General features: G+C 53.1%; 24 protein-coding genes and 1 other annotated feature. Of the genes, 23 read left to right on the top strand and 1 reads right to left on the bottom strand.

Annotation, left to right across the window (positions count from 1 at the left end; all coding sequences use genetic code 11):
- Window positions 1-30: 30 nt before the first annotated feature.
- The 19 genes from spoVE to V4U88_RS03765 all read left to right on the top strand — a co-directional run bounded on the left by spoVE (window position 31) and on the right by V4U88_RS03765 (window position 19,458).
- A complete protein-coding gene (gene spoVE / locus V4U88_RS03855) occupies window positions 31-1,128 on the top strand; it encodes a stage V sporulation protein E (protein ID WP_334071901.1) in 1,098 nt (365 codons plus the stop codon).
- 5 nt (window positions 1,129-1,133) lie between these two features.
- Window positions 1,134-2,249, top strand: a complete 1,116-nt coding sequence (gene murG / locus V4U88_RS03850) for an undecaprenyldiphospho-muramoylpentapeptide beta-N-acetylglucosaminyltransferase (protein ID WP_334071900.1) — start codon at window positions 1,134-1,136, stop codon at window positions 2,247-2,249.
- Between the two features lie 230 nt (window positions 2,250-2,479).
- A complete protein-coding gene (gene murB / locus V4U88_RS03845; protein ID WP_334071899.1) occupies window positions 2,480-3,385 on the top strand; it encodes a UDP-N-acetylmuramate dehydrogenase in 906 nt (301 codons plus the stop codon).
- Between the two features lie 16 nt (window positions 3,386-3,401).
- A complete protein-coding gene (murA, locus tag V4U88_RS03840; RefSeq protein ID WP_334071898.1) occupies window positions 3,402-4,682 on the top strand; it encodes a UDP-N-acetylglucosamine 1-carboxyvinyltransferase in 1,281 nt (426 codons plus the stop codon).
- 70 nt (window positions 4,683-4,752) lie between these two features.
- A complete protein-coding gene (locus tag V4U88_RS03835) occupies window positions 4,753-5,520 on the top strand; it encodes a cell division protein FtsQ/DivIB (RefSeq protein ID WP_334071897.1) in 768 nt (255 codons plus the stop codon).
- Window positions 5,521-5,744: 224 nt separating this feature from the next.
- On the top strand, window positions 5,745-6,992 hold the full coding sequence (gene ftsA, locus V4U88_RS03830) for a cell division protein FtsA (RefSeq protein WP_334071896.1): 1,248 nt from the start codon (window positions 5,745-5,747) through the stop codon (window positions 6,990-6,992).
- Between the two features lie 57 nt (window positions 6,993-7,049).
- Entirely contained in the window at window positions 7,050-8,165 is a 1,116-nt protein-coding gene (gene ftsZ, locus V4U88_RS03825; protein WP_334071895.1) for a cell division protein FtsZ, read from the top strand.
- 304 nt (window positions 8,166-8,469) lie between these two features.
- Window positions 8,470-9,480 carry a sigma-E processing peptidase SpoIIGA gene (spoIIGA, locus tag V4U88_RS03820; protein WP_334071894.1) on the top strand — a complete coding sequence of 337 codons (1,011 nt, stop codon included), beginning with the start codon at window positions 8,470-8,472 and terminating at the stop codon, window positions 9,478-9,480.
- Between the two features lie 55 nt (window positions 9,481-9,535).
- Window positions 9,536-10,258, top strand: a complete 723-nt coding sequence (gene sigE, locus V4U88_RS03815; protein ID WP_334071893.1) for an RNA polymerase sporulation sigma factor SigE — start codon at window positions 9,536-9,538, stop codon at window positions 10,256-10,258.
- Window positions 10,259-10,348: 90 nt separating this feature from the next.
- Complete coding sequence (sigG, locus tag V4U88_RS03810; protein ID WP_334071892.1) at window positions 10,349-11,131, top strand: RNA polymerase sporulation sigma factor SigG; 783 nt, start codon at window positions 10,349-10,351, stop codon at window positions 11,129-11,131.
- Window positions 11,132-11,289: 158 nt separating this feature from the next.
- Window positions 11,290-11,625 (top strand): YlmC/YmxH family sporulation protein, encoded by a 336-nt coding sequence (locus tag V4U88_RS03805; protein ID WP_334071891.1) that lies wholly within the window; start codon window positions 11,290-11,292, stop codon window positions 11,623-11,625.
- 105 nt (window positions 11,626-11,730) lie between these two features.
- Window positions 11,731-12,582 carry a peptidoglycan editing factor PgeF gene (pgeF, locus tag V4U88_RS03800; protein ID WP_334072068.1) on the top strand — a complete coding sequence of 284 codons (852 nt, stop codon included), beginning with the start codon at window positions 11,731-11,733 and terminating at the stop codon, window positions 12,580-12,582.
- A 6-nt stretch (window positions 12,583-12,588) separates the two neighbouring features.
- Window positions 12,589-13,281 (top strand): YggS family pyridoxal phosphate-dependent enzyme, encoded by a 693-nt coding sequence (locus V4U88_RS03795; RefSeq protein WP_334071890.1) that lies wholly within the window; start codon window positions 12,589-12,591, stop codon window positions 13,279-13,281.
- Window positions 13,281-13,730, top strand: a complete 450-nt coding sequence (locus V4U88_RS03790) for a cell division protein SepF (protein ID WP_334071889.1) — start codon at window positions 13,281-13,283, stop codon at window positions 13,728-13,730. Before V4U88_RS03795 ends, V4U88_RS03790 begins: the two co-directional genes overlap by 1 nt.
- Before the next feature lie 7 nt (window positions 13,731-13,737).
- Window positions 13,738-14,016, top strand: coding sequence for a YggT family protein (locus V4U88_RS03785; RefSeq protein ID WP_334071888.1), 279 nt, complete (start codon window positions 13,738-13,740; stop codon window positions 14,014-14,016).
- Window positions 14,017-14,024: 8 nt separating this feature from the next.
- On the top strand, window positions 14,025-14,807 hold the full coding sequence (locus V4U88_RS03780) for a YlmH family RNA-binding protein (RefSeq protein WP_334071887.1): 783 nt from the start codon (window positions 14,025-14,027) through the stop codon (window positions 14,805-14,807).
- Window positions 14,808-14,909: 102 nt separating this feature from the next.
- Window positions 14,910-15,425 (top strand): DivIVA domain-containing protein, encoded by a 516-nt coding sequence (locus tag V4U88_RS03775; protein WP_334071886.1) that lies wholly within the window; start codon window positions 14,910-14,912, stop codon window positions 15,423-15,425.
- A gap of 78 nt (window positions 15,426-15,503) precedes the next feature.
- Window positions 15,504-15,778 (top strand) — a binding site (T-box leader).
- Window positions 15,779-15,838: 60 nt separating this feature from the next.
- Window positions 15,839-18,934 carry an isoleucine--tRNA ligase gene (gene ileS, locus V4U88_RS03770; protein WP_334071885.1) on the top strand — a complete coding sequence of 1,032 codons (3,096 nt, stop codon included), beginning with the start codon at window positions 15,839-15,841 and terminating at the stop codon, window positions 18,932-18,934.
- Window positions 18,935-19,077: 143 nt separating this feature from the next.
- A complete protein-coding gene (locus V4U88_RS03765) occupies window positions 19,078-19,458 on the top strand; it encodes a DUF5665 domain-containing protein (protein ID WP_334071884.1) in 381 nt (126 codons plus the stop codon).
- Here the strand turns inward: V4U88_RS03765 and V4U88_RS03760 are convergent.
- The gene (locus tag V4U88_RS03760) at window positions 19,445-20,182 is read right to left on the bottom strand and encodes a TraR/DksA C4-type zinc finger protein (protein ID WP_334071883.1); all 738 of its coding nucleotides are present in this window, start codon (window positions 20,180-20,182) and stop codon (window positions 19,445-19,447) included. The two genes, V4U88_RS03765 and V4U88_RS03760, sit on opposite strands and share 14 nt — an antisense overlap.
- A 215-nt stretch (window positions 20,183-20,397) precedes the next feature.
- Here V4U88_RS03760 and lspA point away from each other — a divergent pair, with 215 nt between their 5' ends.
- The 4 genes from lspA to V4U88_RS03740 all read left to right on the top strand — a co-directional run bounded on the left by lspA (window position 20,398) and on the right by V4U88_RS03740 (window position 24,422).
- On the top strand, window positions 20,398-20,862 hold the full coding sequence (gene lspA / locus V4U88_RS03755) for a signal peptidase II (protein ID WP_334071882.1): 465 nt from the start codon (window positions 20,398-20,400) through the stop codon (window positions 20,860-20,862).
- A 32-nt stretch (window positions 20,863-20,894) separates the two neighbouring features.
- On the top strand, window positions 20,895-21,842 hold the full coding sequence (locus V4U88_RS03750) for an RluA family pseudouridine synthase (protein WP_334071881.1): 948 nt from the start codon (window positions 20,895-20,897) through the stop codon (window positions 21,840-21,842).
- A 189-nt stretch (window positions 21,843-22,031) separates the two neighbouring features.
- Window positions 22,032-23,285 carry an LL-diaminopimelate aminotransferase gene (locus V4U88_RS03745; RefSeq protein WP_334071880.1) on the top strand — a complete coding sequence of 418 codons (1,254 nt, stop codon included), beginning with the start codon at window positions 22,032-22,034 and terminating at the stop codon, window positions 23,283-23,285.
- A 222-nt stretch (window positions 23,286-23,507) separates the two neighbouring features.
- Window positions 23,508-24,422, top strand: coding sequence for a decaprenyl-phosphate phosphoribosyltransferase (locus V4U88_RS03740; protein WP_334071879.1), 915 nt, complete (start codon window positions 23,508-23,510; stop codon window positions 24,420-24,422).
- The last annotated feature ends 6 nt before the right edge of the window (window positions 24,423-24,428 follow it).

Below are 24,428 nucleotides of genomic sequence, written 5' to 3'. Positions count from 1 at the left end.
CCTACTTTCTGTCAAGAGGTGGCTTCCACGATGGTCAAAAACCGCACGGCACCGGATTTTTGGTTAATGGCCAGCATTATCGGCCTGCTGGTGATCGGGATTGTGATGGTTTACAGCGCGGGCTCCGTACTCGGTTTTCACGATTACGGCGATCCGTTTTATTTTGTGAAACGGCAGTTGTTCTTTGCCGTCCTCGGTTTGGTGGCCATGTTCTTCACTATGAACCTGGACTACCGGATCATGAAAAAGTATGCCAAAGTCGCTTTGCTCGCCTGTTTTGTGCTGCTTGTCGCCGTGCTGATCCCCGGCATCGGGGTTGTGCGCGGCGGGGCACGGAGTTGGCTCGGCATCAGTTCGTTCGGCATTCAGCCTTCAGAGTTTATGAAGCTCGGCATGATCCTGTTTCTATCGGTCTGGCTGAGCAAAGAGGACTACCGGATTACCCACTTTACGCGGGGCCTTTTGCCGCCGCTCGGGTTGATCGGCCTCGCATTCGGACTGATCATGCTTCAGCCGGATTTGGGGACGGGCACAGTGATGATGGGCGCCTCGATGCTCATCGTATTCACGGCCGGGGCCCGCATCAAGCATTTGGCGGGCTTGGCGGCGGTCGGCGTACTCGGCTTCATCGGGCTGATCCTGGCGGCCCCTTACCGGCTGCAGCGGATCACCGCTTTTCTGGATCCCTGGTCCGACCCGCTGGGGGCCGGGTACCAGATCATTCAATCGCTGTACGCGATCGGCCCCGGGGGACTGGCCGGGCTGGGACTCGGCATGAGCCGGCAAAAATACAGCTACGTGCCCGAACCGCAGACGGATTTTATTTTTTCTATTCTTACTGAAGAACTGGGCTTTATCGGGGGCATGATTGTGCTCCTGCTGTTTATGATTTTGGTTTGGCGAGGCATGAGGGTAGCGATGACGGTTGACGATATGTTCGGCAGCCTGCTGGCGGTCGGCATTGTCGGCATGGTGGGCGTGCAGGTCGTCATCAATATCGGGGTTGTCATTGGCCTCATGCCCGTCACGGGGATTACACTCCCGCTGATCAGCTACGGGGGGTCCTCCCTGACATTGATGCTGACGGCACTCGGCATTTTACTGAATCTATCACGTTATGCGAGGTGAGGAATATGCGCGTCGTTCTGAGCGGCGGCGGTACGGGGGGGCACATTTACCCCGCGCTCGCCGTGGCAAGCAGGTGCGCTGCGGAATTTCCGGAATCCGAATTTTTATATATCGGCGGACAGCGGGGCTTGGAGAGCACCCTGGTTCCGAAAACGGGCATTCCCTTTGAAGCGATCGATATTACCGGCTTTCGTCGGAAACTTTCCTTTGAAAATATGAAAACAGTCATTCGTTTCCTGAAAGGCGTCGGCCGTTCGAAGCAATTGCTTCGGGAATTCAAGCCTGACGTCGTGATCGGTACGGGCGGCTATGTTTGCGGGCCGGTTGTATATGCGGCCGCGAAGCTGGGGATTCCTAGCATTATCCATGAACAGAATGCGGTGCCCGGGCTGACGAACCGTTTCCTGAGCAAATACGTCTCCACGGTCGCCGTGAGCTTTGAAGGCTCCGAACAGGCTTTTCCGGGGGTAAAACATGTGATTTATACCGGGAATCCGCGGGCGACTACCGTATTTGAAGCGGACAAAAACAAAGGCTTTGCCTCCTTGGGACTGTCTCAGGGCAGTTCCATTGTGCTGGTTGTCGGCGGCAGCGGCGGGGCGAAGGCGATCAATCGGGTAATGATCGAGATGGCCCCATTTGTGCGGAATTTGAGTCACCTTGCGTTTGTTTACGTCACCGGGGAGGCGTATTATGAGCCAACCCGCCGGGAAATCCAGGCCCAAACGGGAGGAATCCCGAAGAATCTGATGATTAAGCCTTACGTTCACGAGATGCCCGAGGTGCTCGCGGCGACCTCGTTGATTGTCAACCGAGCCGGCGCTTCTTTCCTCGCGGAAATGACCTCGCTCGGGATTCCGTCCATTCTCATTCCGTCGCCGAACGTGACGAATAACCACCAGGAGAAAAATGCGAGAACCCTGGAAAAAGCGGGGGCGGCCCGCGTGATTTTGGAACCGGATCTGAACGGACAGAGGCTTTTCTCGTCCATCAAAGAGATTGTGTCAAACCCGGGCCTCCACGCCTCCATGTCGGAAGCGTCGCGGAAGCTCGGAAAGCCGGAATCGGCCGGCCTGATCGTCGAGGAGATACGGCGGCTTACCGAAGGTATACGCAAATAACCGGGGGAGCCGGTGGCCTTGGGCGAGTGTCACACTCTTCGTAAGGAAGGCATAAGATACCCTATACATCGTGACATTCTTACTTTAGTAAGGGATCGGGAAGAAGAGCGTTTGTCCCCCGGTCTATTGCGGACCCAGGCGCCGGGCTTTCTCCGGGGCAATACCGGATCATTCGGGCTTTAAAAAGAGAGAAAACGAGAATCCGGCATGTTTAAGAGGAGGGATATGCGATGCAGCAGTGGCTGTCGAAATTATCGCAACTTGAAATCGGAACGGTTCTGCTTAACGAACCGATGTCGAAATACACTACTTGGAAAATCGGCGGTCCCGCTGACGCTTTGGTCGTTCCGGAGAATAGGGAACAACTTGCGAGTCTCATTCGCCTGCTGCATGAAGAGCGGATTCCATGGATGATGATCGGCAAGGGCTCCAACATGCTCGTATCGGATAAAGGCATCCGCGGTGCCGTTATTAAGCTGGGCAAGGATCTGGAGAGCATTGAGTTCAACGGAACGGAAGTTACGGCCGGAGGCGGCGCATCCTTCGTCAGATTAAGCATTATGGCCGGAAAAAACGGCTTGACCGGTCTGGAATTTGCCGGCGGTATACCCGGAACGGTGGGGGGAGCCGTTTATATGAATGCCGGCGCCCATGGGTCCGATGTGTCACGCATCTTTAAATCCGCTGAAATTGTTCTGGAGACAGGTGAATTGGTAACCTACGGGGCTGAGGAGATGGAATTCGCTTACCGGCATTCCGTTCTGCACGACCGTCCGGGTATTGTGGCCCGAGCCCGTTTATCGCTGGAGGCGGGCGACCGGCTGGAGATTGCCGCCGCCATGGCGGCCTATAAGGACAGGCGCCGCAAGACGCAACCGCTGCAGCAGCCCTGTGCCGGAAGCGTGTTTCGCAATCCGCCCGGAGATCACGCCGCCCGGCTGATTGAAGCTGCCGACCTGAAAGGACGGAGGGTGGGCGGAGCCGAAATATCCGAACTGCATGCCAATTTCATCGTCAATAACGGGCAAGCGACAGCAGAGGACGTTCTTACGCTCATGGAGCAAATCAAGGACACCATTTCTTCCAAATATGAGATCGCACTGGTGCCGGAGGTCTACTTCGTGGGTGAACGGTAAACTCGGAGGTGATACATTGGACAAATTGGTGATCGAAGGCGGGAGACCCCTATCAGGATCCATTCGCATCCATGGAGCAAAAAATGCCGCCTTGCCGATCATGGCGGCCAGCTTGCTGACGGAAGGCAAGGTGAGACTTCGAAATGTCCCCCGGCTGCTCGATATTGACGTCATGCTCGGAATCCTGAACCGTTTGGGGTGTGCGGTAGTCCAGAAAGAGGATACGGTTCTCGTGGATACGGGCGGGGTCGTTTCAAGCCATGTGCCGGAAGACTTAATGAAGCAGATGCGGTCATCGATATTTTTGATGGGGCCTCTCCTGGCGAGATTCGGCGAGGTTTGCATTTATCAGCCCGGGGGTTGCGCGATCGGCGAACGGAAAATCGACCTGCATTTGCGAGGGTTGCAAGCGTTGGGAGCCCAGATTGAAGAAAGCAACAACCAAATCTGGTGCAGGGCCTCCAAATTGAGAGGAAGCGATATTCATCTGGACTTTCCCAGCGTCGGAGCGACGGAGAACATCATGATGGCCGCCACGCTGGCGGAAGGCACGACCACGATTACAAATGCGGCCAGGGAGCCGGAAATCCAGGACCTGCAAAATTTCCTGAACGCCATGGGCGCGAACGTGATCGGGGCGGGCACAGAGGCCATCACGATTCGCGGAGTGCGGGCGCTTGAACCTTGCGATTACGAAATCATTCCCGACCGGATCGTGGCGGGAACCGCGCTGATCGCGGCCGCGGCCACACGCGGAACCGTGACGCTTACCCATTGCAATCCGTCCCACTTGACCGCTCTGTTCCATGTGCTGCGGCGCGCCGGTGTTCAAATCGGGACCTGCGATGATATAATAACCGTAAGCAGCAGCGGCCGTCTGAAAGCTGTCGAGCGGATCGTAACTTCGCCCTATCCTTCTTTTCCCACTGATTTGCAATCCCAGGTGATGGTGCTGCTGTCGCTTGCCGACGGGCTTAGCCTGATGAAGGAAACGGTGTTTGAAGGGCGTTTCAAGCATGTGGATGAATTGGTCCGTATGGGAGCCGACATTTCGGTGGACCTGAACACCGCTTTTATCCGCGGGGTAGCAAGATTGTATGGAGCGACCGTGGAAGCTACGGATTTAAGAGCGGGGGCGGCTCTCGTCATCGCCGGATTGGCGGCCCAAGGAAAAACGGTAGTCGAACAGGTTCACCATATCGACCGCGGCTACGACCGGATTGAAACGATGTTCAGACGGCTTGGCGGCGTTATGCACCGGGAGACCCCGGCATTGAAGCAACTGGATTTGGCCTGATCCTGATCTGGATGGTCCCCTCCGGCGGAGGGGATACAGGCTTTATTTTAGACGATATCGGAGAAATGATATGCCAAAAACTACAGTACCTGTACTCAAAGAACCCCAGCAGAAAAAGAAAAGCAGCCGGAAGATTGCCGGCATTCTTTTTCTGCTCGTTCTCATCTTGCTTTGTGTATTATTCTTCCGTTCCTCTATCAGCAAAATATCGGAAATCTCTTTCGAGGGCAATACCTATCTTTCCGATAAGGAGCTGCTGGACATCTCCGGGTTAAAGATCGGCGCGCCGTTTTTTGGGACAAGCGCTTCCAAGATTGAGGCCAAATTGTCCGGAATAAAGTCCCTGCAGGAAGTCCGCGTGGATAAGTCTTTTCCTGGAAAGGTCCGGGTGGAGATTCAAGAGTACCCCGTCGTCGCTTACGAGCTGGCCGCGGACGGTCAATTGAACGGTCTTTTGGGCAACGGAACGAGGGTCAGTCTCGATAACGGATCCATGCCGATCGAGAAACCGATTTTGACGGGCTGGTCGTCGGACGACCCCAATTTGCCTAAACTATGCGGGACCTTGGCTAAAATTTCGGATGCCTTAACCTCAGAAATTTCGGAGATTACGCCTTCGCCCACCGTGTCCTACCCAGATCGGATCAAGATGTACACCCGATCCAAATTTGAGGTGATTTCGGCGATTTCCGTCTTGGCGGATAAGGCGGAGTACATGAACATGATTATGGATTCACAGGACCCGGGAATTTTAACCCTTTTGGAGGCCGATACGTATGTGCCTTACGAGACGCCTGAGGATGAAACGGCCGGTGAAAATGATACTACTCATAAATAACAATCAATGATAAAATACGTTTTATGGGCTAGTTTCCTCCCTCTTCTTTTTTTCTTTTTTTTACTCAAGTTAGGAACTTGCTTCTATCATGCGGGTATGCAAAACTTGGAAGCCAAAAATATTGTAGAAAAAAGAGGGAAAGGTTAACCGGCGTTGAATATGTAGAGAGTGCGTTTTTACAGTGACATTATATTTTTTATTTGGAAACAGGAGGTGCCAGGGGCTTGAGCAACAATGACATCATTGTTAGTTTGGACATCGGTACATCCAAAGTTCGTGCTATTATTGGGGAAATTAATAATGGAACCTTTAATATTATTGGGGTTGGATCTGCCGACTCGGAAGGAATTCGCAAAGGCGCGATTGTAGATATTGACCAGACGGTTCAGTCGATTCGCAGTGCTGTGGATCATGCCGAACGGATGGTAGGTATTCAAATATCGGAAGTGTATGTCGGCATTTCGGGAAACCATATCGGACTCCAAACGAGCCATGGAGTAGTAGCGGTTCAAAACGAAGACCGGGAAATCGGCGAAGACGATATCGACCGTGTCTTGAAGGCAGCCGAAGTGATCGCACTTCCTCCGGAACGTGAAATCATCGACGTTGTTGCCAAACAGTATGTGGTGGACGGCCTGGAGGGCATTAGTGATCCGCGGGGAATGATCGGTGTGCGTCTTGAAGTGGAAGCGACGATTGTGACTGGCTCCAAAACAGCGATACATAATTTGCTTCGCTGTGTGGAGAAATCGGGACTGAAGATCCGCGATCTTGTACTGCTGTCGCTGGGCGCGGGGCAATTGGCGCTCTCGAAAGACGAGAAAGTTATGGGCTCTGTCCTGGTGGACATCGGAGCCGGATCGACGACGATCGCCGTTTTTGAAAGCGGAACGATCGTAGCCACATCCACGTTGCCGATCGGGGGAGAGTTCATAACGAACGATATCGCTTACGGACTGCGTACGCTGACGGATCAAGCCGAGAAGGTGAAGCTGAAATATGGCTGCGCCTCGATCGAAGACGCCGCGCCGGAAGTCACTTTTAAGGTAACCCGCATCGGCAGCAATGTGGACAAGGAATTCACTCAAGAAGACCTGGCTGCGATTGCGGAGCCGCGGGTTCAGGAGATTTTCCAACTGATCGGGCAGGAAGTTAAGCGGCTTGGTTACAATGAACAGCCAGGCGGTTATATACTTACGGGAGGCACGGTCTCCATGCCGGGCTTGCTGAAGATCGCCCAGCAGGAGCTTGCCGCCAGCGTACGTATTGCCGTGCCGGATTATATCGGCGTGCGCGACCCGGGCTATACGGGAGGCGTCGGGATATTGTACAAGGTGATCAAGAATATCCGGGTTCGGAATGCGGGACCGAAGAAATCGGCGAATCGTCCGAAAGCCCCGGGACCGCAGGAAACCGTCCGGAAAACGGGCGTGATGGAACGCCTCAAGAAACTATTCAGCGAATTTATATAATTTGGGAAACCGCGATGGACGGGCCATCCATGCACAATGAGGGGGAGATGGAATAGTATGTTGGAATTTGATTTTGAAATGGAGAGCTTGGCTCAAATAAAAGTCATCGGATGCGGCGGCGGCGGAAGCAATGCCGTAAACCGGATGATCGAAAACGGAGTACAGGGCGTAGAGTTCATTACGGTGAATACGGATGCCCAGGCTCTTCATTTGGCCAAGTCTGAGCATAAACTGCAAATCGGCGACAAATTGACCCGCGGTCTCGGTGCCGGCGCCAATCCGGAAGTCGGCAAGAAAGCGGCCGAAGAATCCCGTGATCTGATCGCGAATACGCTGAAAGGCGCTGATATGGTGTTCGTCACCGCGGGAATGGGCGGCGGAACCGGTACGGGGGCAGCTCCGGTCATTGCGGAGATCGCTCGGGAATGCGGCGCGCTTACCGTTGGCGTCGTAACCCGTCCGTTTACCTTTGAAGGGCGGAAACGTTCCTCGCAAGCCGATATGGGGATTGAAGCTCTCAAAGAAAAGGTCGATACGTTAATCGTTATTCCTAACGACCGTCTGCTTGAAATTGTGGATAAGAAAACGCCGATGCTGGAAGCGTTCCGTGAGGCGGATAACGTGCTGCGTCAGGCTGTTCAAGGCATATCCGACCTGATCGCCGTTCCCGGCTTGATCAACCTTGACTTTGCGGACGTCAAGACGATCATGACCGAACGCGGCTCCGCGTTGATGGGAATCGGTCTTGCAAACGGCGAGAACCGCGCGGCGGAAGCGGCGCGCAAGGCGATTATGAGCCCGCTGCTGGAAACCTCGATCGAAGGAGCGCGAGGCGTGATTATGAACATTACCGGCGGCGCGAATCTTTCGCTTTATGAAGTCAATGAAGCCGCGGAAATCGTCATTTCGGCTTCCGATCCCGAGGTGAATATGATTTTCGGAGCGATCATTGACGAGAATATGAAGGACGATATCAAGGTGACGGTTATTGCGACCGGATTCGAGCATAAAGCACCTCCTGTAATGCCTGGCCGCAAGCCGGTAGCAGGTGTCTCGGAACAGCAGGAGAATCGCGCTACGTCCTCCACGCTGAGACCTTTCGGGAATCAGCCAAGCGGAGACCAGTTGGATATACCTACTTTCCTTCGCAATCGTCGGAACAACAACGAATAATATTTTCTCGCAAGTCTTCCCCGAAGACCTTGTCCTGCTGCCAGGACAAGGTCTTTTTTTCTCTACCTTATAAGTTTAATTTAAGAAAATCTGGGACGGGCAGCGATCGGAAGAACATTTCACACGGCGGCCGTACATGTAAATCAATAGCTCAATTTATATAGATGAGAAAAACGACAAAATTAGTGGGCTTCCGCTTTCAATTTTAGACAGACTTTACATAGGGAACTCTATATACTGATAAGCATCTCCACGTCAATAGGCGCTAGATTTTAAGAGCCAAAAGCGGGCAGGTGAAGAACGTATGGTTGTTTATATCGATTTGATATTTCTAATGAACCTGCTGATCGATGCCGCGCTGCTAGCGATGACCGCTTGGTTGCGAAAACGCAAGGTGGTTTATTGGCGCCTGGGTCTCTCGGCTGCGGTCGGGGCGTTCTATGTCGTGATGATGTTTCTACCGGCATTGTCGTTTTTGTTTACGTTCCTGGTCAAATTTTTGTTTTCCGTCGTCATGCTGTGGATCGCCTTCGGTTTTGGCGGTTTGCAGAACTACTTGCGGAACTTAGGAGCGTTTTACATAGTGAATTTTGCGGCAGCCGGCGGGATTTTGGGCATTCATTATCTCTTGCAAAGCTCAGGTGAGCTATGGAACGGAATCTGGTACTCGGCGACAGGCGGACTCGGATTTTCGCTGCAGGTTGGAGTCGTGTTTACGCTGGCCCTGTTTGTCATTGTCCTGCTCTGGTTCAAATGGGTCATATCTTCCCGGCGAAGGCAGGAAATGATGACATCGTATCTGGCTGAAATCCGGGTACGGATCGGGGATGCGGACGTGAGCTGTACGGGGCTGATCGATACGGGCAATCACTTAACCGATCCGCTCAGCCGGCTGCCGGTCATGGTGATGGAGGCCTCCCTCTGGAAGGATTTCCTGCCGGACTTGGAGGCTGGACAAGGAAGCGGAAACGAGGCGGACAACCTTATTCTGAAATGGACGGAGGATGACTCCTTTCCTTGGCGTGATCGGCTGCGTTTGGTCCCTTTTCGCGGCGTGAACAGAGGATCGCAGTTTATGCTGGCTTTGAAGCCGGACGAGGTGGTCGTCCGAAAAGACGGCGGGGAATTCAAAACCGCCCGCGTGCTTGTGGGGCTGGATCGAGGAAGCTTATCGGCGGAAGGAAGATTTCAAGCAATCGTCCACCCGGCATTAGTGGAGGAGTTGGCGGAAACCGGGAACTTCAAGGGGACGGATACGGCGAATCCTTCGGAAACGCCGGGAACTCCGTTCGGCGGATATGCAAAAAGCGGGTAATCAGGGCGCGAGTTTATCGGAAAAACTGGAACGTAATCGTGGGGGGAAGAAGGCCATGCGTGTAAAGTGGAAGTTGATGCTGCAACTGCAGTACTATCGTTTATTGTTTCTATTTGGGCTAAAGAGTGAAGAAATCTATTATATCGGCGGGAGTGAAGCGCTTCCGCCTCCATTGACGCGCGAGGAAGAAGAATATTTGCTGCAGAGGCTCTCGACCGGCGATTCCGCCATCCGGGCCATGCTGATCGAACGAAATCTCAGGCTGGTCGTATATATCGCCAGGAAATTCGAAAATACGGGGATCAATATCGAGGACCTGGTCTCCATCGGTACGATCGGACTGATCAAGGCCGTCAATACGTTTGATCCCGAGAAGAAAATCAAACTGGCGACCTATGCCTCCCGCTGTATCGAAAATGAAATTTTGATGTACTTGCGCCGAAACAGCAAAATTCGGACGGAGGTATCTTTTGACGAACCGCTCAATATCGATTGGGACGGAAACGAGCTGCTACTGTCCGATGTGCTGGGGACGGAGAACGATACGATTTACCGCAATATTGAAGAGCAGGTGGACCGCAAGCTGCTGCATAAGGCGCTCGACAAGCTGAGCGAGCGGGAACGCATGATTATGGAGCTCCGGTTTGGACTGGTGGACGGAGACGAGAAGACCCAAAAGGATGTTGCCGATCTGCTGGGGATTTCACAATCCTACATTTCCAGACTGGAGAAACGAATAATTAAGCGCCTCCGCAAGGAATTCAACAAGATGGTGTAGCTGCCGTCCGAGAGGAGGATTTTCAGGAATAAAAATACAGACCGGGGAGATAATGATCATTAATGTTTCTCCTTGGGAGGTAAAGACTTGATGACCCGAAACAAAGTCGAGATTTGCGGCGTCGATACCGCAAAATTGCCCGTTCTAACCAATGCGGAAATGCGTGAATTGTTCCACTCTTTGCAGCAGGACCACGTAAGATCAGCCAGAGAAAAGTTAGTGAATGGCAACCTCAGACTCGTACTGAGTGTCATCCAACGGTTCAACAATCGGGGGGAGTATGTAGACGACTTGTTTCAAGTAGGCTGCATCGGACTCATGAAAGCTATCGATAATTTCGATTTATCGCAGAACGTCAAATTTTCGACCTATGCAGTGCCGATGATCATCGGGGAAATTCGCCGCTATTTGCGTGACAATAACCCGATCCGCGTTTCCCGCAGTTTAAGGGATATCGCCTACAAAGCACTGCAGATGCGCGATAGCCTGACGAACCAAAATTCGCGTGAGCCGACGATCTTTGAAATTTCGGAAGCGCTCGGCTTGCCGAAAGAGGATGTCGTTTTCGCCTTGGACGCGATCCAGGACCCGGTCTCGCTGTTTGAACCGATTTACCACGATGGGGGAGACCCGATCTATGTCATGGATCAGATCAGCGATGACAAGAACAAGGACGTCTCCTGGATTGAGGAGATCGCCTTGAGGGAAGCGATGCAGCGGTTGGGGCGCAGGGAAAAGATGATTCTGTCGATGCGCTTTTTCGAAGGCAAAACCCAGATGGAGGTCGCCGACGAAATCGGGATCTCGCAAGCCCAGGTGTCCAGGTTGGAGAAAGCCGCCATTTTGCAAATGCAGAAACATGTGAAATCGTAGTCCGGAAGGACACTGAAGCAGCCCGATTTTATGCGGTCCCTTTTATAGGGACCTTTTTTATTTGCCGAATCGGTCCGGGGATATGTTTAATGTTTTGCGGTTTCGGATCATATAGTAAAGGGAGACAGGAAGGAAAGGGCGCTTGGGGGGCGATACGGATGAATAATGCGGTCAGGGCAAGCATGAAAATCTCGGATTTTCAAACGAAGGATGTTATCAATGTCGTGGACGGCAAACGTCTTGGACATATCAGCGACCTGGAGTTGGACCTGAGGCAGGGGATCATCGAAGCGATCGTCGTCCCGGCCAGTACTAAATTCCTTGGATTGTTCGGCGGCGGCAGTGATTTGATTATCCCCTGGAAAAACATCGTAAAAATCGGCTCCGACGTCGTCCTCGTCAAAATGGAGGAACTGCGCGAATCGCGGGAACCGGTATCCTATGAGACAACCGTGTATATCGATCGTGACGGCAGGGCCGAGCGCCGCGGGTAAACGAAAGCCATCCCTTTGTGGTACACTGGTAAAAGCGAGCCGCGAGCGAAGAAAGTTTGCTTGGGCTTTAAGGATGATGCGCAATACATCAGGGGGAGATGGATGATGGAGCCGTTTATTAGAAATCCTATATTGGACGCGCCTGAACGCTATGAACTTAAGGCATGGGAAAATCTCTTGCCGGAGCTTACCGCCGGGTTTACGGGACGCTCCGGCGGGGTCGGCCGCAGCCCATACGATAGCTTGAACCTCGCGCTTCATGTCGGAGATGAGGTTGAGGACGTCCTGGCTAACCGCCGCCGGCTGTCCGAAGCGTTAGGGTTTAAGCCTGAGGCGTGGACCTGCGGGGAACAGGTGCATGGAAGCGAAGTTGCAGTCGTCAAGGCAAAGGACCGGGGAAAAGGCAGTTTGAACCGGGAGGGTGCTTTTCAACATACGGACGGACTGGTTACGGATGAACCGGGGGTGCTTCTGACTTCTTTTTACGCCGATTGCGTACCGCTTTATTTCATGGACCCTGTCCGGCGCGTCGTCGGTCTGGCGCATGCCGGCTGGAAAGGGACGGTCGCCAGGATCGCCGTGGCCGTTATCGAGACCATGGAGCGCGAGTTCGGGAGCTCCCGGGGCGATATCCGGACCGCCATCGGCCCCAGCATCGGAGGCTGTTGTTATGAAGTGGATGATCGGGTCATGGTGAAAGTGCGGGAAGCGCTTGAAGCGGCGGGGGAGCCGGCCGGGGAGAGCCAAATCGCAGTCCCTTCTCCCCAGGAAGGCCGAATGATGCTGAACTTGAAAGAAATGAATCGAATTATTATGATAAAAGCAGGAATATTGCCGATGCATATCGAATGTACAAGTTGGTGTACAAGCTGCCGGAATGATGTGTTTTTCTCTTATCGGAAAGATGGGGGAGTCACCGGAAGGATGGCGAGCTGGGTTGGTTTGAAAGAGAGGTGATCCTTCTTGTCTATTCAGGAAGCGATACAGCATGTCAACGAAAGAATCGCGGCGGCCTGTGAACGCAGCGGCAGAAATGCCGGAGAGGTCCGTGTCATCGCCGTGACCAAGTATGTGTCCAGCGCTAAGACACGCGCCGTACTGGATGCGGGTATCCGTCATATCGGGGAGAACCGCCCGGGGGTGGCGGTGCCGAAATGGGAAGAGCTTGGCGGACAGGGCGTATGGCATTTCATCGGCCATCTTCAGAGCAGGAAGGTCAAGGAGATTGTCGGAAAATTTGAATATATCCACTCTTTGGATCGGGTGTCTCTGGCACTCGAGCTGGACAAGCGGGCAGCGGCAGCGGGGAGTGAAGTCAAAACATTCCTGCAGGTCAATGTCTCGGGCGAGGCTTCCAAACAGGGAGTCAAGCCGGAAGAGGCGGAAGATTTTCTTCGCGAGATCAGGGAGTTAAGCCATCTGAAAGTGGTCGGTTTGATGACGATGGCGCCTGAGGTGGAGGACCCCGAGCTTACCCGGCCTGTTTTCCGGGGCTTGCGGGAGTTGAGGGATCAATTGAACGCCAAAGGAGCTTGGAAGGAGCCGATCAAGGAATTGTCGATGGGGATGTCGGGTGATTTCGAAGTGGCGGTCGAAGAAGGGGCGACCTGGGTTCGCCTCGGTACTCTTTTAGTCGGGAAAGGGGAGGAGACATAATGGGAGTTATGAATCGGTTCATGAACTTCTTGGGCCTGCAGGAAGAGGAAGAAGTCGTGGAACGCGAAACGCTGCGCGGGCAGGATGAGCCGGAATATGAACCTCCGAGCTTCGAACCCCGCAAGAATCCTAGGGGAACCAATGTGGTAAGTATTCATTCGCAGAAGAACGTCAAGGTCATCCTATATGAACCTCGTTCTTATGATGAGGCGCAAGAAATCGCGGATCATCTGCGGTCCCACCGGAGTGTTGTCGTGAATTTGCAGCGGGTCCGCAACGACCAGGCGATGCGAATTATCGATTTTCTGAGCGGGACGATTTATGCCCTTAGCGGCAGTATTTCCAAGATCGGCGGAAACATCTTCCTCTGCACACCGGACACGGTGGAAATCCAGGGGTCGATTACCGAGATCCTGACCGAGGATTTCGATTACAACAAAATGAGGTGAAGGCAGCTTGGCGAGCCATACGATTGAGAGTATAGTACTGCTTCTGTACCAAATTTATTTTTATATGGTGCTCGTTTATATTTTGATGTCTTGGGTGCCTAACATCCGGGAGAGCTTCATTGGCGAGCTTCTGGGGAAACTGGTTGAGCCGTATCTGGCTCCGTTCCGGCGGTTTATCCCCCCATTAATGGGGATGATCGACTTTTCGCCCATCATCGCTTTATTCGTGCTCAGGCTGGCGGCCTTCGGTTTGATCAGTGTGCTGAATTATATCTTTGCCGGGTGACGTAAGCTATGCGAACAGACATCTACGAACATTTCAAGCCGGAGGAACGCCCGTTTGTCGACCGGGCGTGGGAGTGGGTCGTCCATGCCGGGGATTATCATGAAGTCAAGCTGAGCGACTTCCTGGATCCGCGGCAAAGTTATATTTTGCAGACGCTCGTGAACCGCCATCCGGATGCCGGAATAAGATTGGACGGCGGTTATGAAGGAGCGGAGCGAAGACGCGCGCTGGTCGGGCCGGACTACCGGGACCTGGAAAGCGAAGATATGGGGATGAAGGTGCTCGGCATCTCTTCCAATGATCAGAAGCTGTCTTCCTTACAGCACGGGGATTACCTGGGGGCGATTCTGGGGCTCGGGCTCAAACGGGATAAAGTCGGTGATATCCATGTGCGCGAAGACGGATGCCATGTGATCGTCGCGGAGGAAATCGTCCCCTTTTTGAGCCTGAATTTGCATCAGGTGCACCGGGTTAGCGTTATGACCGATATTTTGGAGCTGGACGCCCTGAAGACGAGCGAGCCTGAGCTGGAGCCGCTGGATCTCACGGTGGCTTCTTTACGTTTGGACGGCATCGTCAGCGACGTTTATCGGCTAAGCCGCAGCAAAATTCTGGTGCCGATTAAGGCGGGGCGTTGCCGGGTAAACTGGAGAACGGAAGAAGATCCTTCCAAACTGTTGAAAGAAGGCGATGTCGTAGCTCTGCAAGGCTTTGGCCGCTTCAAGGTATTGGAGTGCGGGGGCGTGACAAAAAGTGGGAGGCACCGTGTCAAAGTCGGTAAATTTGTGTGAAGACTTTGCAGGAGATCGGCAATTCCTGTCGAATTTAACTACCTACGATTGAGAAGCAGCTTCCCGCAAGGGAAGGTTCGAATACATTAGGAGGTGCGGATCATGCCATTAACCCCGCTGGATATACATAACAAGGAGTTTTCTAGACGCTTACGCGGCTATGATGAAGATGAAGTCAATGAATTCCTTGATCAGGTCATCAAGGATTACGAGATCGTGATCCGGGAGAATAAAGAACTTCATAATCAACTGCTTGCGCTCCAGGAGAAATTGGATCATTTCGCCAATATCGAGGAAACGCTCAGCAAGACGATTATCGTGGCTCAGGAAGCGGCTGACGAAGTGAAGAATAACGCGAAGAAGGAAGCGCAGTTGATCGTGAAGGAAGCCGAGAAGAACGCGGACCGGATCGTCAACGAATCGCTGGCCAAATCGCGTAGAATCGCCATGGAGGTCGAGGAACTGAAGAAGCAGGCCTCGATTTACAGAGCACGGTTCCGCACACTGGTGGAGGCACAGCTGGATTTGCTCAGCCAGGAAGGCTGGGAATCGCTGGACAGCACCCGGGATCGCTCCTTCGAGCAAGAGCAGAGCCGAGAGGTCAAAGAAATTTATTAAGCCTAGTCCGGGTTGACATGACCCGCGATCATACGTTATAAATATTATCATACATGACTGGCTGATGCCGGTCCCACATATGATTCAATGATGGGAAGCAGTACGCGGCGATTTTGTTCCCCAGAGAGTTGGCACCTTCGCTGAAAGCCAATGTCCAAGACGCTGACGGAAGATCCTCCCGGAGAAGCCTGGCTGAATTTCCCGAGTGGAAAGCGTAAGCTATGCCGGCCGCCGACCGTTACACCGGCCCCATATGAAGCGTATGGGATCAAAGTGTCACGCGTAACGGGATTAAATCGGGTCTTGGCGTGTGAAACAAGGGTGGTAACGCGAGCGTAAGTCTCGTCCCTTTTGGGGCGAGGCTTTTTTTGTTTCACTTTATGATTTGAAGAGAAAGGAAGTCGAAGAAAGACATGAAAAAAGTCGACGTCAAAGAGCAAGCACGGACACGGGATCTGCGGATTCTGAACAAATGGAGCAGTGAGAATACGTTCAAGCGCAGTATTGAAAACCGGGAAGGGCGGCCGAACTACGTATTTTTTGAAGGCCCTCCGACGGCCAACGGTATGCCGCATATCGGGCATGTGCTCGGCCGGGTGATCAAGGACTTCGTCGGCCGCTATCAGACGATGAAAGGTTATCGCGTCGTCCGGAAAGCCGGGTGGGATACCCACGGACTGCCGGTGGAACTCGGCGTGGAGAAGGAGCTGGGCATCTCCGGGAAGCAGGAGATCGAGAATTACGGGATCGAGGCGTTCGTTAAAAAATGCAAAGCGAGCGTTTTTGGCTACGAGAAGCAGTGGCGGGAATTTACCGAGGCGATCGCCTACTGGACGGATCTCGACGATCCATACATTACGCTGGATAATAAGTATATCGAGAGCGTGTGGAACATTCTGGCTACGATTCATGACAAGGGACTGCTGTACAAAGGCCACCGGGTCAGCCCGTACTGCCCGTGTTGTCAGACTTCGCTCAGTTCGCACGAGGTGGCCCAAGGATACGAAGATGTCAAGGATTTAAGTGCGACCGCCAAATTCAAGCTGGATGGGACGGGAGAGTATGTACTGGCCTGGACGACCACGCCTTGGACGCTGCCGGCCCACGTGGCGCTGGCGGTAAATCCCGAGATGGAATACGCCAGAGTGAAGCAGGAGGACGGTGTCTATATCGTCGCCAAGAACCTGGTGGAAAAGGTGATGAAGGGCGACTACAGCGTCGAATCGACCCTGAAAGGTTCCGAGTTGGTCGGAAAAACCTATGCCTCCCCGTTTAGCTATATCCAGGCGGAAAAAGTGAACGTCATCGTCGGCGCTTCGTTCGTCACCGATGCGAGCGGGACCGGGATCGTGCATATGGCACCGGCTCACGGGGAAGACGATTACCGCACTTGCAAGGAGAACGGCATCAGCTTTGTCAGCGTCGTGAATGGGCAAGGCCGTTATACGGAGACGGTGACCGATTTTGCCGGCCGTTTCGTTAAGGATTGCGATCTGGATATCGTAAAAGCCCTCTCGGAAAAAGGGCTGCTGTACAGCAAAGAGAAATACGAGCACAGTTACCCGTTCTGCTGGCGCTGTAAGTCGCCGCTGCTCTACTACGCGATGGACAGCTGGTTTATCGCGACGACGGCGGTGAAAGACCAACTGATCGCCAATAACAATTCGGTGACCTGGTACCCTGGACACGTTCGTGAAGGGCGTTTCGGCAAGTTCCTGGAGGAACTGGTGGACTGGAATATCAGCCGGAACCGCTATTGGGGCACACCGCTGAACGTATGGGTGTGCAAGGACTGCGGCGGTCAGTTCGCGCCGCACAGCATTGCCGAACTGCGGGCCAAAGCGGTCGGCGAAGTCAGCGAAGAGTTGGAGCTGCACAAACCTTATGTGGATGAAGTCCGCGTGAGCTGCCCGCACTGCGAGGGCGGTGTCATGGAGCGGACGAGCGAAGTGATCGACGTTTGGTTCGACAGCGGCTCGATGCCGTTCGCGCAGCACCATTACCCGTTCGAGAACGAAAAAACGTTTGAAGAGCAGTTCCCGGCGGATATGATCTGCGAGGGGATCGACCAGACCCGCGGCTGGTTCTACAGTCTGCTGGCCGTTTCGACGCTGTTTACGGGCAAAGCCCCTTACAAAGCGGTCATCGCCACAGGGCATGTATTGGACGAGAACGGGCAAAAAATGTCCAAATCCAAAGGCAACGTCATCGACCCTTGGGACATCATCAACGAATTCGGCACCGACGCGTTCCGCTGGGCTCTGCTTTCCGACAGCGCTCCTTGGAACAGCAAACGCTTCTCCAAGGGGATCGTAGCGGAAGCGAAGTCCAAGGTGATCGATACCTTGGTCAACACGCACGCGTTCCTGACTCTGTATGCGAGCATTGACGGTTATAAACCGGAAGAGCATGCGTTCCGCCTATCCGAGAACAAGCTGGACCGCTGGATTTTGTCCCGGCTTAACAGCTTGATCGGATCGGTTGATAAAGGGCTGGCGGTCAACGACTTTGTTAACACCTCGAGAGCGATCGAAGGCTTTATCGACGAACTCAGCAACTGGTATATCCGCCGTTCGCGCGACCGTTTCTGGGGCAGCGGCCTTGGCGAGGATAAAATTTCCGCCTATCAAACCCTGGTGCATGTGCTGTTGACGCTGGCCAAACTGATGGCTCCGTTCACGCCGATGCTGTCCGAGGATATCTTTACGAATCTGGGCGGAGGAGAAAGCGTGCATTTGGCGGATTATCCGCAGGCGGACGAAGCTTTGATCGACAAGGCTCTGGAGGCGGACATGGAAAGCGCGCGGCAAATCGTCGAACTGGCCCGCAACGTACGCAACGAAACGGGCATCAAAACGCGCCAGCCGCTGTCGAGTCTGATCGTGTCGATGGACCGGGAATTCGCGGTTTCCGAATACGAGGAAATCATCAAGGACGAAATCAACGTGAAGGCGATTGAAATCGAGTCGAGCGACAGCGGGTTTGTCGACTTTACGCTGAAGCTGAACCTCAAGGTTGCCGGGAAGAAATACGGGAAGAACGTCGGTTTTCTGCAGGGCTTCCTTAAAGGGCTGCCGGCGGGTGAAACCCGTAAGATCGTGGAGAACGGCGGGGTGAACGTGACTTCCCCTGAAGGCGAAGAACTTCATGTGAGCGTGGATGAACTACTTGTCGAGAAACAGGCGAAAGCCGGTTTTGCGTCCGCCTCGGGTTACGGACTTACCGTGGCACTGAACACCGATATCACACCGGAGCTTGCTCAAGAAGGTTGGGTTCGCGAAGTGGTCCGCGCCGTTCAGGATACTCGTAAAAAACTGGACTTGCCGATTGAAAAAAGAGTGCATTTGACGCTTGAAGTGGATGAGGAGCTGAAAGCGGCCATCCAGGCTTTCGAAAACGTGCTGAGGGATAATGTCCTGATTACGGATGTGGCTTTTGAAAGCTTGAACGGACGGGGAGAAACCATCGACCTGGGAAGCAAACAGATCGGGGTTCTTATTAAAGATTAAGGACCGGTTCTTTAAATAGTATGACGCCGCCACCAGGCGGCCATACTAGAAATAACCAAGAGAAACGAGCTTGGGTGGGCATGCTTCCTAACTTTAGGGAAGGAGCCCGTCTTGGCTCGTTTCATTTTGCCCGGAGGTGCCGCATGAAGCGTCGCAAGGCAAAGAACGAGGAGCGGCCGCAGCCGGCCGATAAATTGGAGAATAGCGGGACCGTTCCCGGACAGACCGCCGAAGAACAGATCGGCGCCATGTACCGGCTAACGCTAGAGTGGACGAGGCAACTCGAAAAATCCAGAATTGCCGAATACACCGCGCTGCTCAATCGGCCATGGCGCCTTCTCCTGCTGAATCTGCTATCCGGAACGGCACGCGGGGTCGGGATTGCGATCGGGTTTACTTTTTTTGCCGCCACAATCATCTACGTCCTGCAAGTGCTGGGGGCGCTCAACCTGCCGATCATCGGCGATTACATCGCCGATATCGTTCGGATCGTGCAAAGGCAGTTGGAACTCAATACCTATTAGACCCGGTCCCGAGCGAGTCCTCGCTCTCCAGATGTTTCGTTGCTTGCATATGCTTGCGGTACACGCCGTTGCGGTAGAAGACGGCGTTTTCGCCGTAAATGTCCGTAGCGACAAACGATTCGTATGGCTCGACAAATCCTTCCAGTTCCTCGGAGGCCTCGATCTCCATATCATTGTAGTCGTCGATTTCATTGTCTTCGGCCAGTGCGGGAGAATTGGAGGTACCGAAACTCTCGACAATCTGCCAGGCGTCCTCCCCATCAAAGCCGTTCTGATCGTCGCGTTCATCCAGGCTGGTCCGGCCGAACGGCGGGTTGAGGAACACCTCTTCCACCGGTCTGGAGGCGGAAACGAAAGACTGGGGGCTGTCTTTTTGGCAATAGGCCGTTTCGGGCAACGCCTTTAGCCGTTCGAAGCTGATCGGTTCGCCGCAGGTTTGGCAGTAGCCATACCGCCCCTCGGCCATTCGGTTCAAGGCATCTTCAATCCGGTAAAGCAACAGTTCATTATGCTCGTTAAGCGCCAAATCTTTACCGCGTTCAAACATTTCCGTTCCGACATCGGCGGGATGGTTGTCGATCGGGGACAATTCACTGGTATTGTCCCGCAGTGAGCCGCGAAGACTATAATGATCCTTGTCCACCAGCAGGTGATAAGCATCCTCCCGGGCGGCCTCCAGATCCGCTTTTAGTTCAGCCAACTGCTGGGGTGTCAAATGAGACATGGCCTGATCTCCTTTCCGTAGTTCCGTAAAACAATGTAGGGAAATAAGAACGTACAGGTATTTTGTGCAGAACCATGACGTTTTACCTAAGGAAAATCCTATCGCTCATGGACGGGGGAATTGCGGCTGTGCTACAATATACAAGTCCTGAATGTGGTTAATTCTGCCCTGGAACTTCAGCCGGCAGCCAACGAAAAAACGAGGTGACTTTCCGCGTGATCTATTTTTTGCTTGCTTTTATTCTGTTTTTAATCGACCAAGGAACGAAATATTTAATTGCCGTCAACCTGACCATCGGGGATCAAATTCCGGTGATCGGCAATTTTTTTCTGATTACATCCCATCGGAATACCGGAGCCGCCTTTGGCATTTTGGAAGGAAAGCGGTGGTTCTTCGTCACGATCACCGTTATCGTGGTGGCGGGGATTATTTGGTATTTGAATAAGGTGAAATCCTCGGGCAACAAGTTGCTGCCTACCGCGCTCTCGCTCGTTTTGGGCGGAGCCGTCGGCAATTTTCTGGACCGGGCGGTTGCCGGAGAGGTTGTCGATTTCCTGCAATTTAACTTCGGCACATACACATTTCCGATTTTCAATGTGGCGGACTCCTGTATCGTGATCGGAGTGGCCTTGATCGTGCTGGATTCCATCCTGGAAATGCGCCGGGAAAAACGTAAGTAGGCCGAGAGCAAACAGGAGGAGCAGAAACAAGTATGACGGAAGAAATATCGCAGTTTGATATGGATGAAGGTGTATTGGAATGGACAGCGGATGACGAGTCCGCCAAAGACCGGCTTGACAAATATGTGAAATCCCAGATGGGCGAGGATACTTCGCGCAGCCAGATTCAGTTGTGGATCGAAAATGGAGATATTACCGTAAACGGTTCGCCGGTTAAGGCGAATTATAAAATCGCAGCGGGTGATCTCATTGTGCTTCAGATTCCGGAAGCGGAAACAACCGAAATTGCTCCGGAGGATATTCCTTTAGAGGTATACTACGAGGATAGCGATGTCATTGTGGTCAATAAGAAGCGGGGGATGGTCGTCCATCCGGCGCCGGGCCATGCCACGGGAACGCTGGTCAACGCGTTGATGTACCATTGCAGAGACCTTTCCGGGATCAACGGTGAATTGCGGCCGGGAATTGTACACCGGATCGATAAAGATACCTCGGGCCTCTTGATGGCCGCCAAAAATGACAAGGCGCACGCATCTCTGGCCGCCCAGTTGAAGGAGCATTCGGTGACCCGTAAATATTATGCTCTGGTGCACGGAAACGTCGCGCATGATCAAGGAACCGTGGACGCGCCGATCGGACGCGACCCGCATGACCGCAAAATGTATACAGTGATCGAGCGCAACAGCAAACCCGCTGTCACGCATTTCCAGGTCACGGAACGTTTTGGCGACTACACGCTGTTGGAGTTGAAGCTCGAAACGGGTCGCACCCACCAAATCCGGGTCCATATGAAATTTATCGGACACCCGCTTGTCGGTGATCCGTTATACGGACGCAGCAAGGGAATTAAAATGGCCGGCCAAGCCCTGCATGCCGCGGTCCTCGGATTCGTGCATCCGACGACCGGGGAATACCTGGAGTTCCAGGCTCCGATCCCGCAAGATATGGAGGATCTTCTTCATTCGCTGCGCAATAGATAGAGTATAAAGCATCTGCTTGTCTTCACCCTCAGGGGTGGAGCGGCAGGTGTTTTTTTTAATGTCAGAAAAACTGACTTCATTCTCGTAGCTAGGTTGAAAAGTACAAACGATCTGGTGATTAATCCATTCTCTAACAAGCACAAATCCCGCATATTTAAAAGGAGATTTCGAGAAGGAGATGGACTTTTCATGAGCGTCGAAACTTATCAGAGCACATACATCCAGCAGCAATTTGCAAACCGGATCGGCGGTGCCAACTACGGCAAAGACACCGCTATTTATAAATTCGAAAAAATCAAACGGGCTAAAGCGGCGGCCAAGAAAGATTTCCCCGACGTCGAGCTGATCGATATGGGCGTCGGCGAGCCGGACGAAATGGCGGATAGCGGCATCGTGGCCAAGCTGGCCGAGGAAGCGGCAAAACCGGAAAACCGTGGTTATGCGGATAACGGGATTTCCGAATTCAAGGAAGCGGCGGCGGCGTATCTCAAGGCCGTGTTCGGCGTGGAAGGCATCGATCCCGCTACGGAAATCGTGCATTCGATCGGGTCAAAACCGGCGTTGGCCATGCTACCATCCTGCTTCATCAATCCCGGTGACATCACGATTATGACGGTACCGGGGTACCCGATCCTTGGGACGCACACGAAATATTTGGGCGGGGAAGTATATACCGTTTCGCTGACGGAAGAGAACCATTTCCTGCCGGATTTGGCTTCGATCCCGGAAGAGGTGGCGCGGAAAGCGAAGCTACTTTATTTGAATTATCCGAATAATCCGACAGGAGCCAGCGCAACGGCGGAATTCTTTGCGGAAGTGGTGGAATGGGCCCGAAAATATGAGGTGATCGTAGTCCACGATGCTCCTTATGCCGCTTTAACCTATGACGGTTTGAAGCCGCTGAGCTTTCTGTCCGTCCCCGGGGCGAAGGATGTCGGAGTGGAGCTGCATTCCCTGTCCAAATCGTACAATATGACGGGCTGGAGAATCGGGTTTGTAGCCGGCAATCCGCTCATTGTCAAAGCGTTTAGCGATGTGAAGGACAATAACGACTCCGGACAGTTTATCGCGATCCAAAAGGCGGCCGCCTATGGTCTGGCCCATCCGGAGATTACCGAAAAGATCGCGGAAAAGTATTCCCGCCGTCACGATATGCTCGTCGGTGCATTGAATGAGCTGGGTTTCAAGGCCAAAAAGCCGCAGGGGTCTTTCTTTCTTTACGTAAAGGCGCCAAAGGGTGTTAAAGGCGGACCTTCCTTCGCCACGGCCGAAGATTTCTCGCAGTACCTGATCCGTGAGAAACTGATCTCTACGGTGCCTTGGGATGACGCGGGCAGCTTTGTTCGTTTCTCCGTAACCTTTATCGCCGGGGGCGAAGAAGAGGAAAAGCGGGTGATCGCAGAAATCCAACGGCGCCTGAGTGATGTGCCATTTGAATTTTAATGATTTGTATATAGCTTCAAACCTATAAGAGACCGGAAACGGTCTCTTTTTTGGCGTTCGCCGGATTCGGATTCCAAAATTTGCACTTTACAAAAAGTGCCAAGCAACCTATGATTAACTTTTTACGTTATTTGTATGGTGCAGTAAAGCCAGGTATGGAAAAAGAGTAGTCCAACTTGTTATGATAAAGTCGAAACGTTTTTTGAAAGGAGTTTATTGGAATTGCTATTCTCACGTACCAACTCTTCATCCTCGGGGTCTGCCGAAACCGGCAGTGTCGCCGCCGGTTTGCTGCGGCTGCTGCGTCCGAAGCAATGGACGAAAAATTTGCTGCTGTTTGCCGCGCTGCTGTTTTCCTTTGAGGAAATTCGCACGGAAACGATGATATCGACCGTTGCTGGATTTATTTTGTTCAGTCTGGTTGCGGGCTGCGTTTATATTTTGAATGATTATGTGGACCGGGAGAGGGATCGGCAGCATCCCGTGAAAAAAAATCGCCCGATCGCCTCGGGACAGGTAAATCCGGCACATGCGCTGCTGTTTGGCATCGTACTGCTTCTGCTGTCCGTGCTCACGGCCTTTTTCCTGAATCCGCTATTCGGTGTATTGTGCATCTTCTATTTCGTGCTGAACGTATTGTATTCGTTCGTGCTCAAGCATCTGGTCATTCTCGACGTCATGGCCATTGCCGCCGGGTTTGTGCTGCGCGCGATCGCAGGTGGGTTGCTGATTCATGTGCCTTTCACCCCATGGTTCCTGATTTGCGCCATGCTGCTGTCCCTGTTTCTTGCTATCGGCAAGCGCCGCCATGAGCTTACCCTGCTTGAGGGCAATACGGGATCTCATCGCAAGGTGCTCGATCATTATTCCGTCACGCTGCTGGATCAATTCAACACGATCGTCACGACGGCGACCATTATCAGTTATTCGCTGTTTACCTTTACGTCCGATCGCACCATTCACCTGATGTGGACAATTCCATTCGTCATCTATGGGATGTTCCGTTACTTGTATCTCATTCACATGAAAAATCAGGGGGGTTCGCCGGACCGGGTTCTATTTGAGGACAAGCCCATCCTGATTACCGTCATCCTGTACGTTATTAGCGTCATTTTTATTTTGGCCGTGTTTGAATGATCCCCG

Origin of the sequence: Paenibacillus sp. A14 (genome assembly GCF_036864815.1) — a bacterium.
In the GTDB taxonomy this organism is placed as follows: domain Bacteria; phylum Bacillota; class Bacilli; order Paenibacillales; family Paenibacillaceae; genus Fontibacillus; species Fontibacillus sanfengchensis.
Note: the sequence above shows the minus strand (reverse complement) of the source record. Positions and strands in the feature narration are given on the sequence as shown.

Excerpts from the sequence above, each read along its gene's own strand:
- spoVE (WP_334071901.1), top strand. The coding sequence starts at position 31 with ATGGTCAAAAACCGCACGGCACCGGATTTTTGGTTAATGGCCAGCATT.
- murG (WP_334071900.1), top strand. The coding sequence starts at position 1,134 with ATGCGCGTCGTTCTGAGCGGCGGCGGTACGGGGGGGCACATTTACCCC.
- murB (WP_334071899.1), top strand. The coding sequence starts at position 2,480 with ATGCAGCAGTGGCTGTCGAAATTATCGCAACTTGAAATCGGAACGGTT.
- V4U88_RS03835 (WP_334071897.1), top strand. The coding sequence starts at position 4,753 with ATGCCAAAAACTACAGTACCTGTACTCAAAGAACCCCAGCAGAAAAAG.
- ftsZ (WP_334071895.1), top strand. The coding sequence starts at position 7,050 with ATGTTGGAATTTGATTTTGAAATGGAGAGCTTGGCTCAAATAAAAGTC.
- spoIIGA (WP_334071894.1), top strand. The coding sequence starts at position 8,470 with ATGGTTGTTTATATCGATTTGATATTTCTAATGAACCTGCTGATCGAT.
- sigE (WP_334071893.1), top strand. The coding sequence starts at position 9,536 with ATGCGTGTAAAGTGGAAGTTGATGCTGCAACTGCAGTACTATCGTTTA.
- sigG (WP_334071892.1), top strand. The coding sequence starts at position 10,349 with ATGACCCGAAACAAAGTCGAGATTTGCGGCGTCGATACCGCAAAATTG.
- V4U88_RS03805 (WP_334071891.1), top strand. The coding sequence starts at position 11,290 with ATGAATAATGCGGTCAGGGCAAGCATGAAAATCTCGGATTTTCAAACG.
- pgeF (WP_334072068.1), top strand. The coding sequence starts at position 11,731 with ATGGAGCCGTTTATTAGAAATCCTATATTGGACGCGCCTGAACGCTAT.
- V4U88_RS03790 (WP_334071889.1), top strand. The coding sequence starts at position 13,281 with ATGGGAGTTATGAATCGGTTCATGAACTTCTTGGGCCTGCAGGAAGAG.
- V4U88_RS03780 (WP_334071887.1), top strand. The coding sequence starts at position 14,025 with ATGCGAACAGACATCTACGAACATTTCAAGCCGGAGGAACGCCCGTTT.
- V4U88_RS03775 (WP_334071886.1), top strand. The coding sequence starts at position 14,910 with ATGCCATTAACCCCGCTGGATATACATAACAAGGAGTTTTCTAGACGC.
- ileS (WP_334071885.1), top strand. The coding sequence starts at position 15,839 with ATGAAAAAAGTCGACGTCAAAGAGCAAGCACGGACACGGGATCTGCGG.
- V4U88_RS03765 (WP_334071884.1), top strand. The coding sequence starts at position 19,078 with ATGAAGCGTCGCAAGGCAAAGAACGAGGAGCGGCCGCAGCCGGCCGAT.
- V4U88_RS03760 (WP_334071883.1), bottom strand. The coding sequence starts at position 20,182 with ATGTCTCATTTGACACCCCAGCAGTTGGCTGAACTAAAAGCGGATCTG.
- V4U88_RS03750 (WP_334071881.1), top strand. The coding sequence starts at position 20,895 with ATGACGGAAGAAATATCGCAGTTTGATATGGATGAAGGTGTATTGGAA.
- V4U88_RS03745 (WP_334071880.1), top strand. The coding sequence starts at position 22,032 with ATGAGCGTCGAAACTTATCAGAGCACATACATCCAGCAGCAATTTGCA.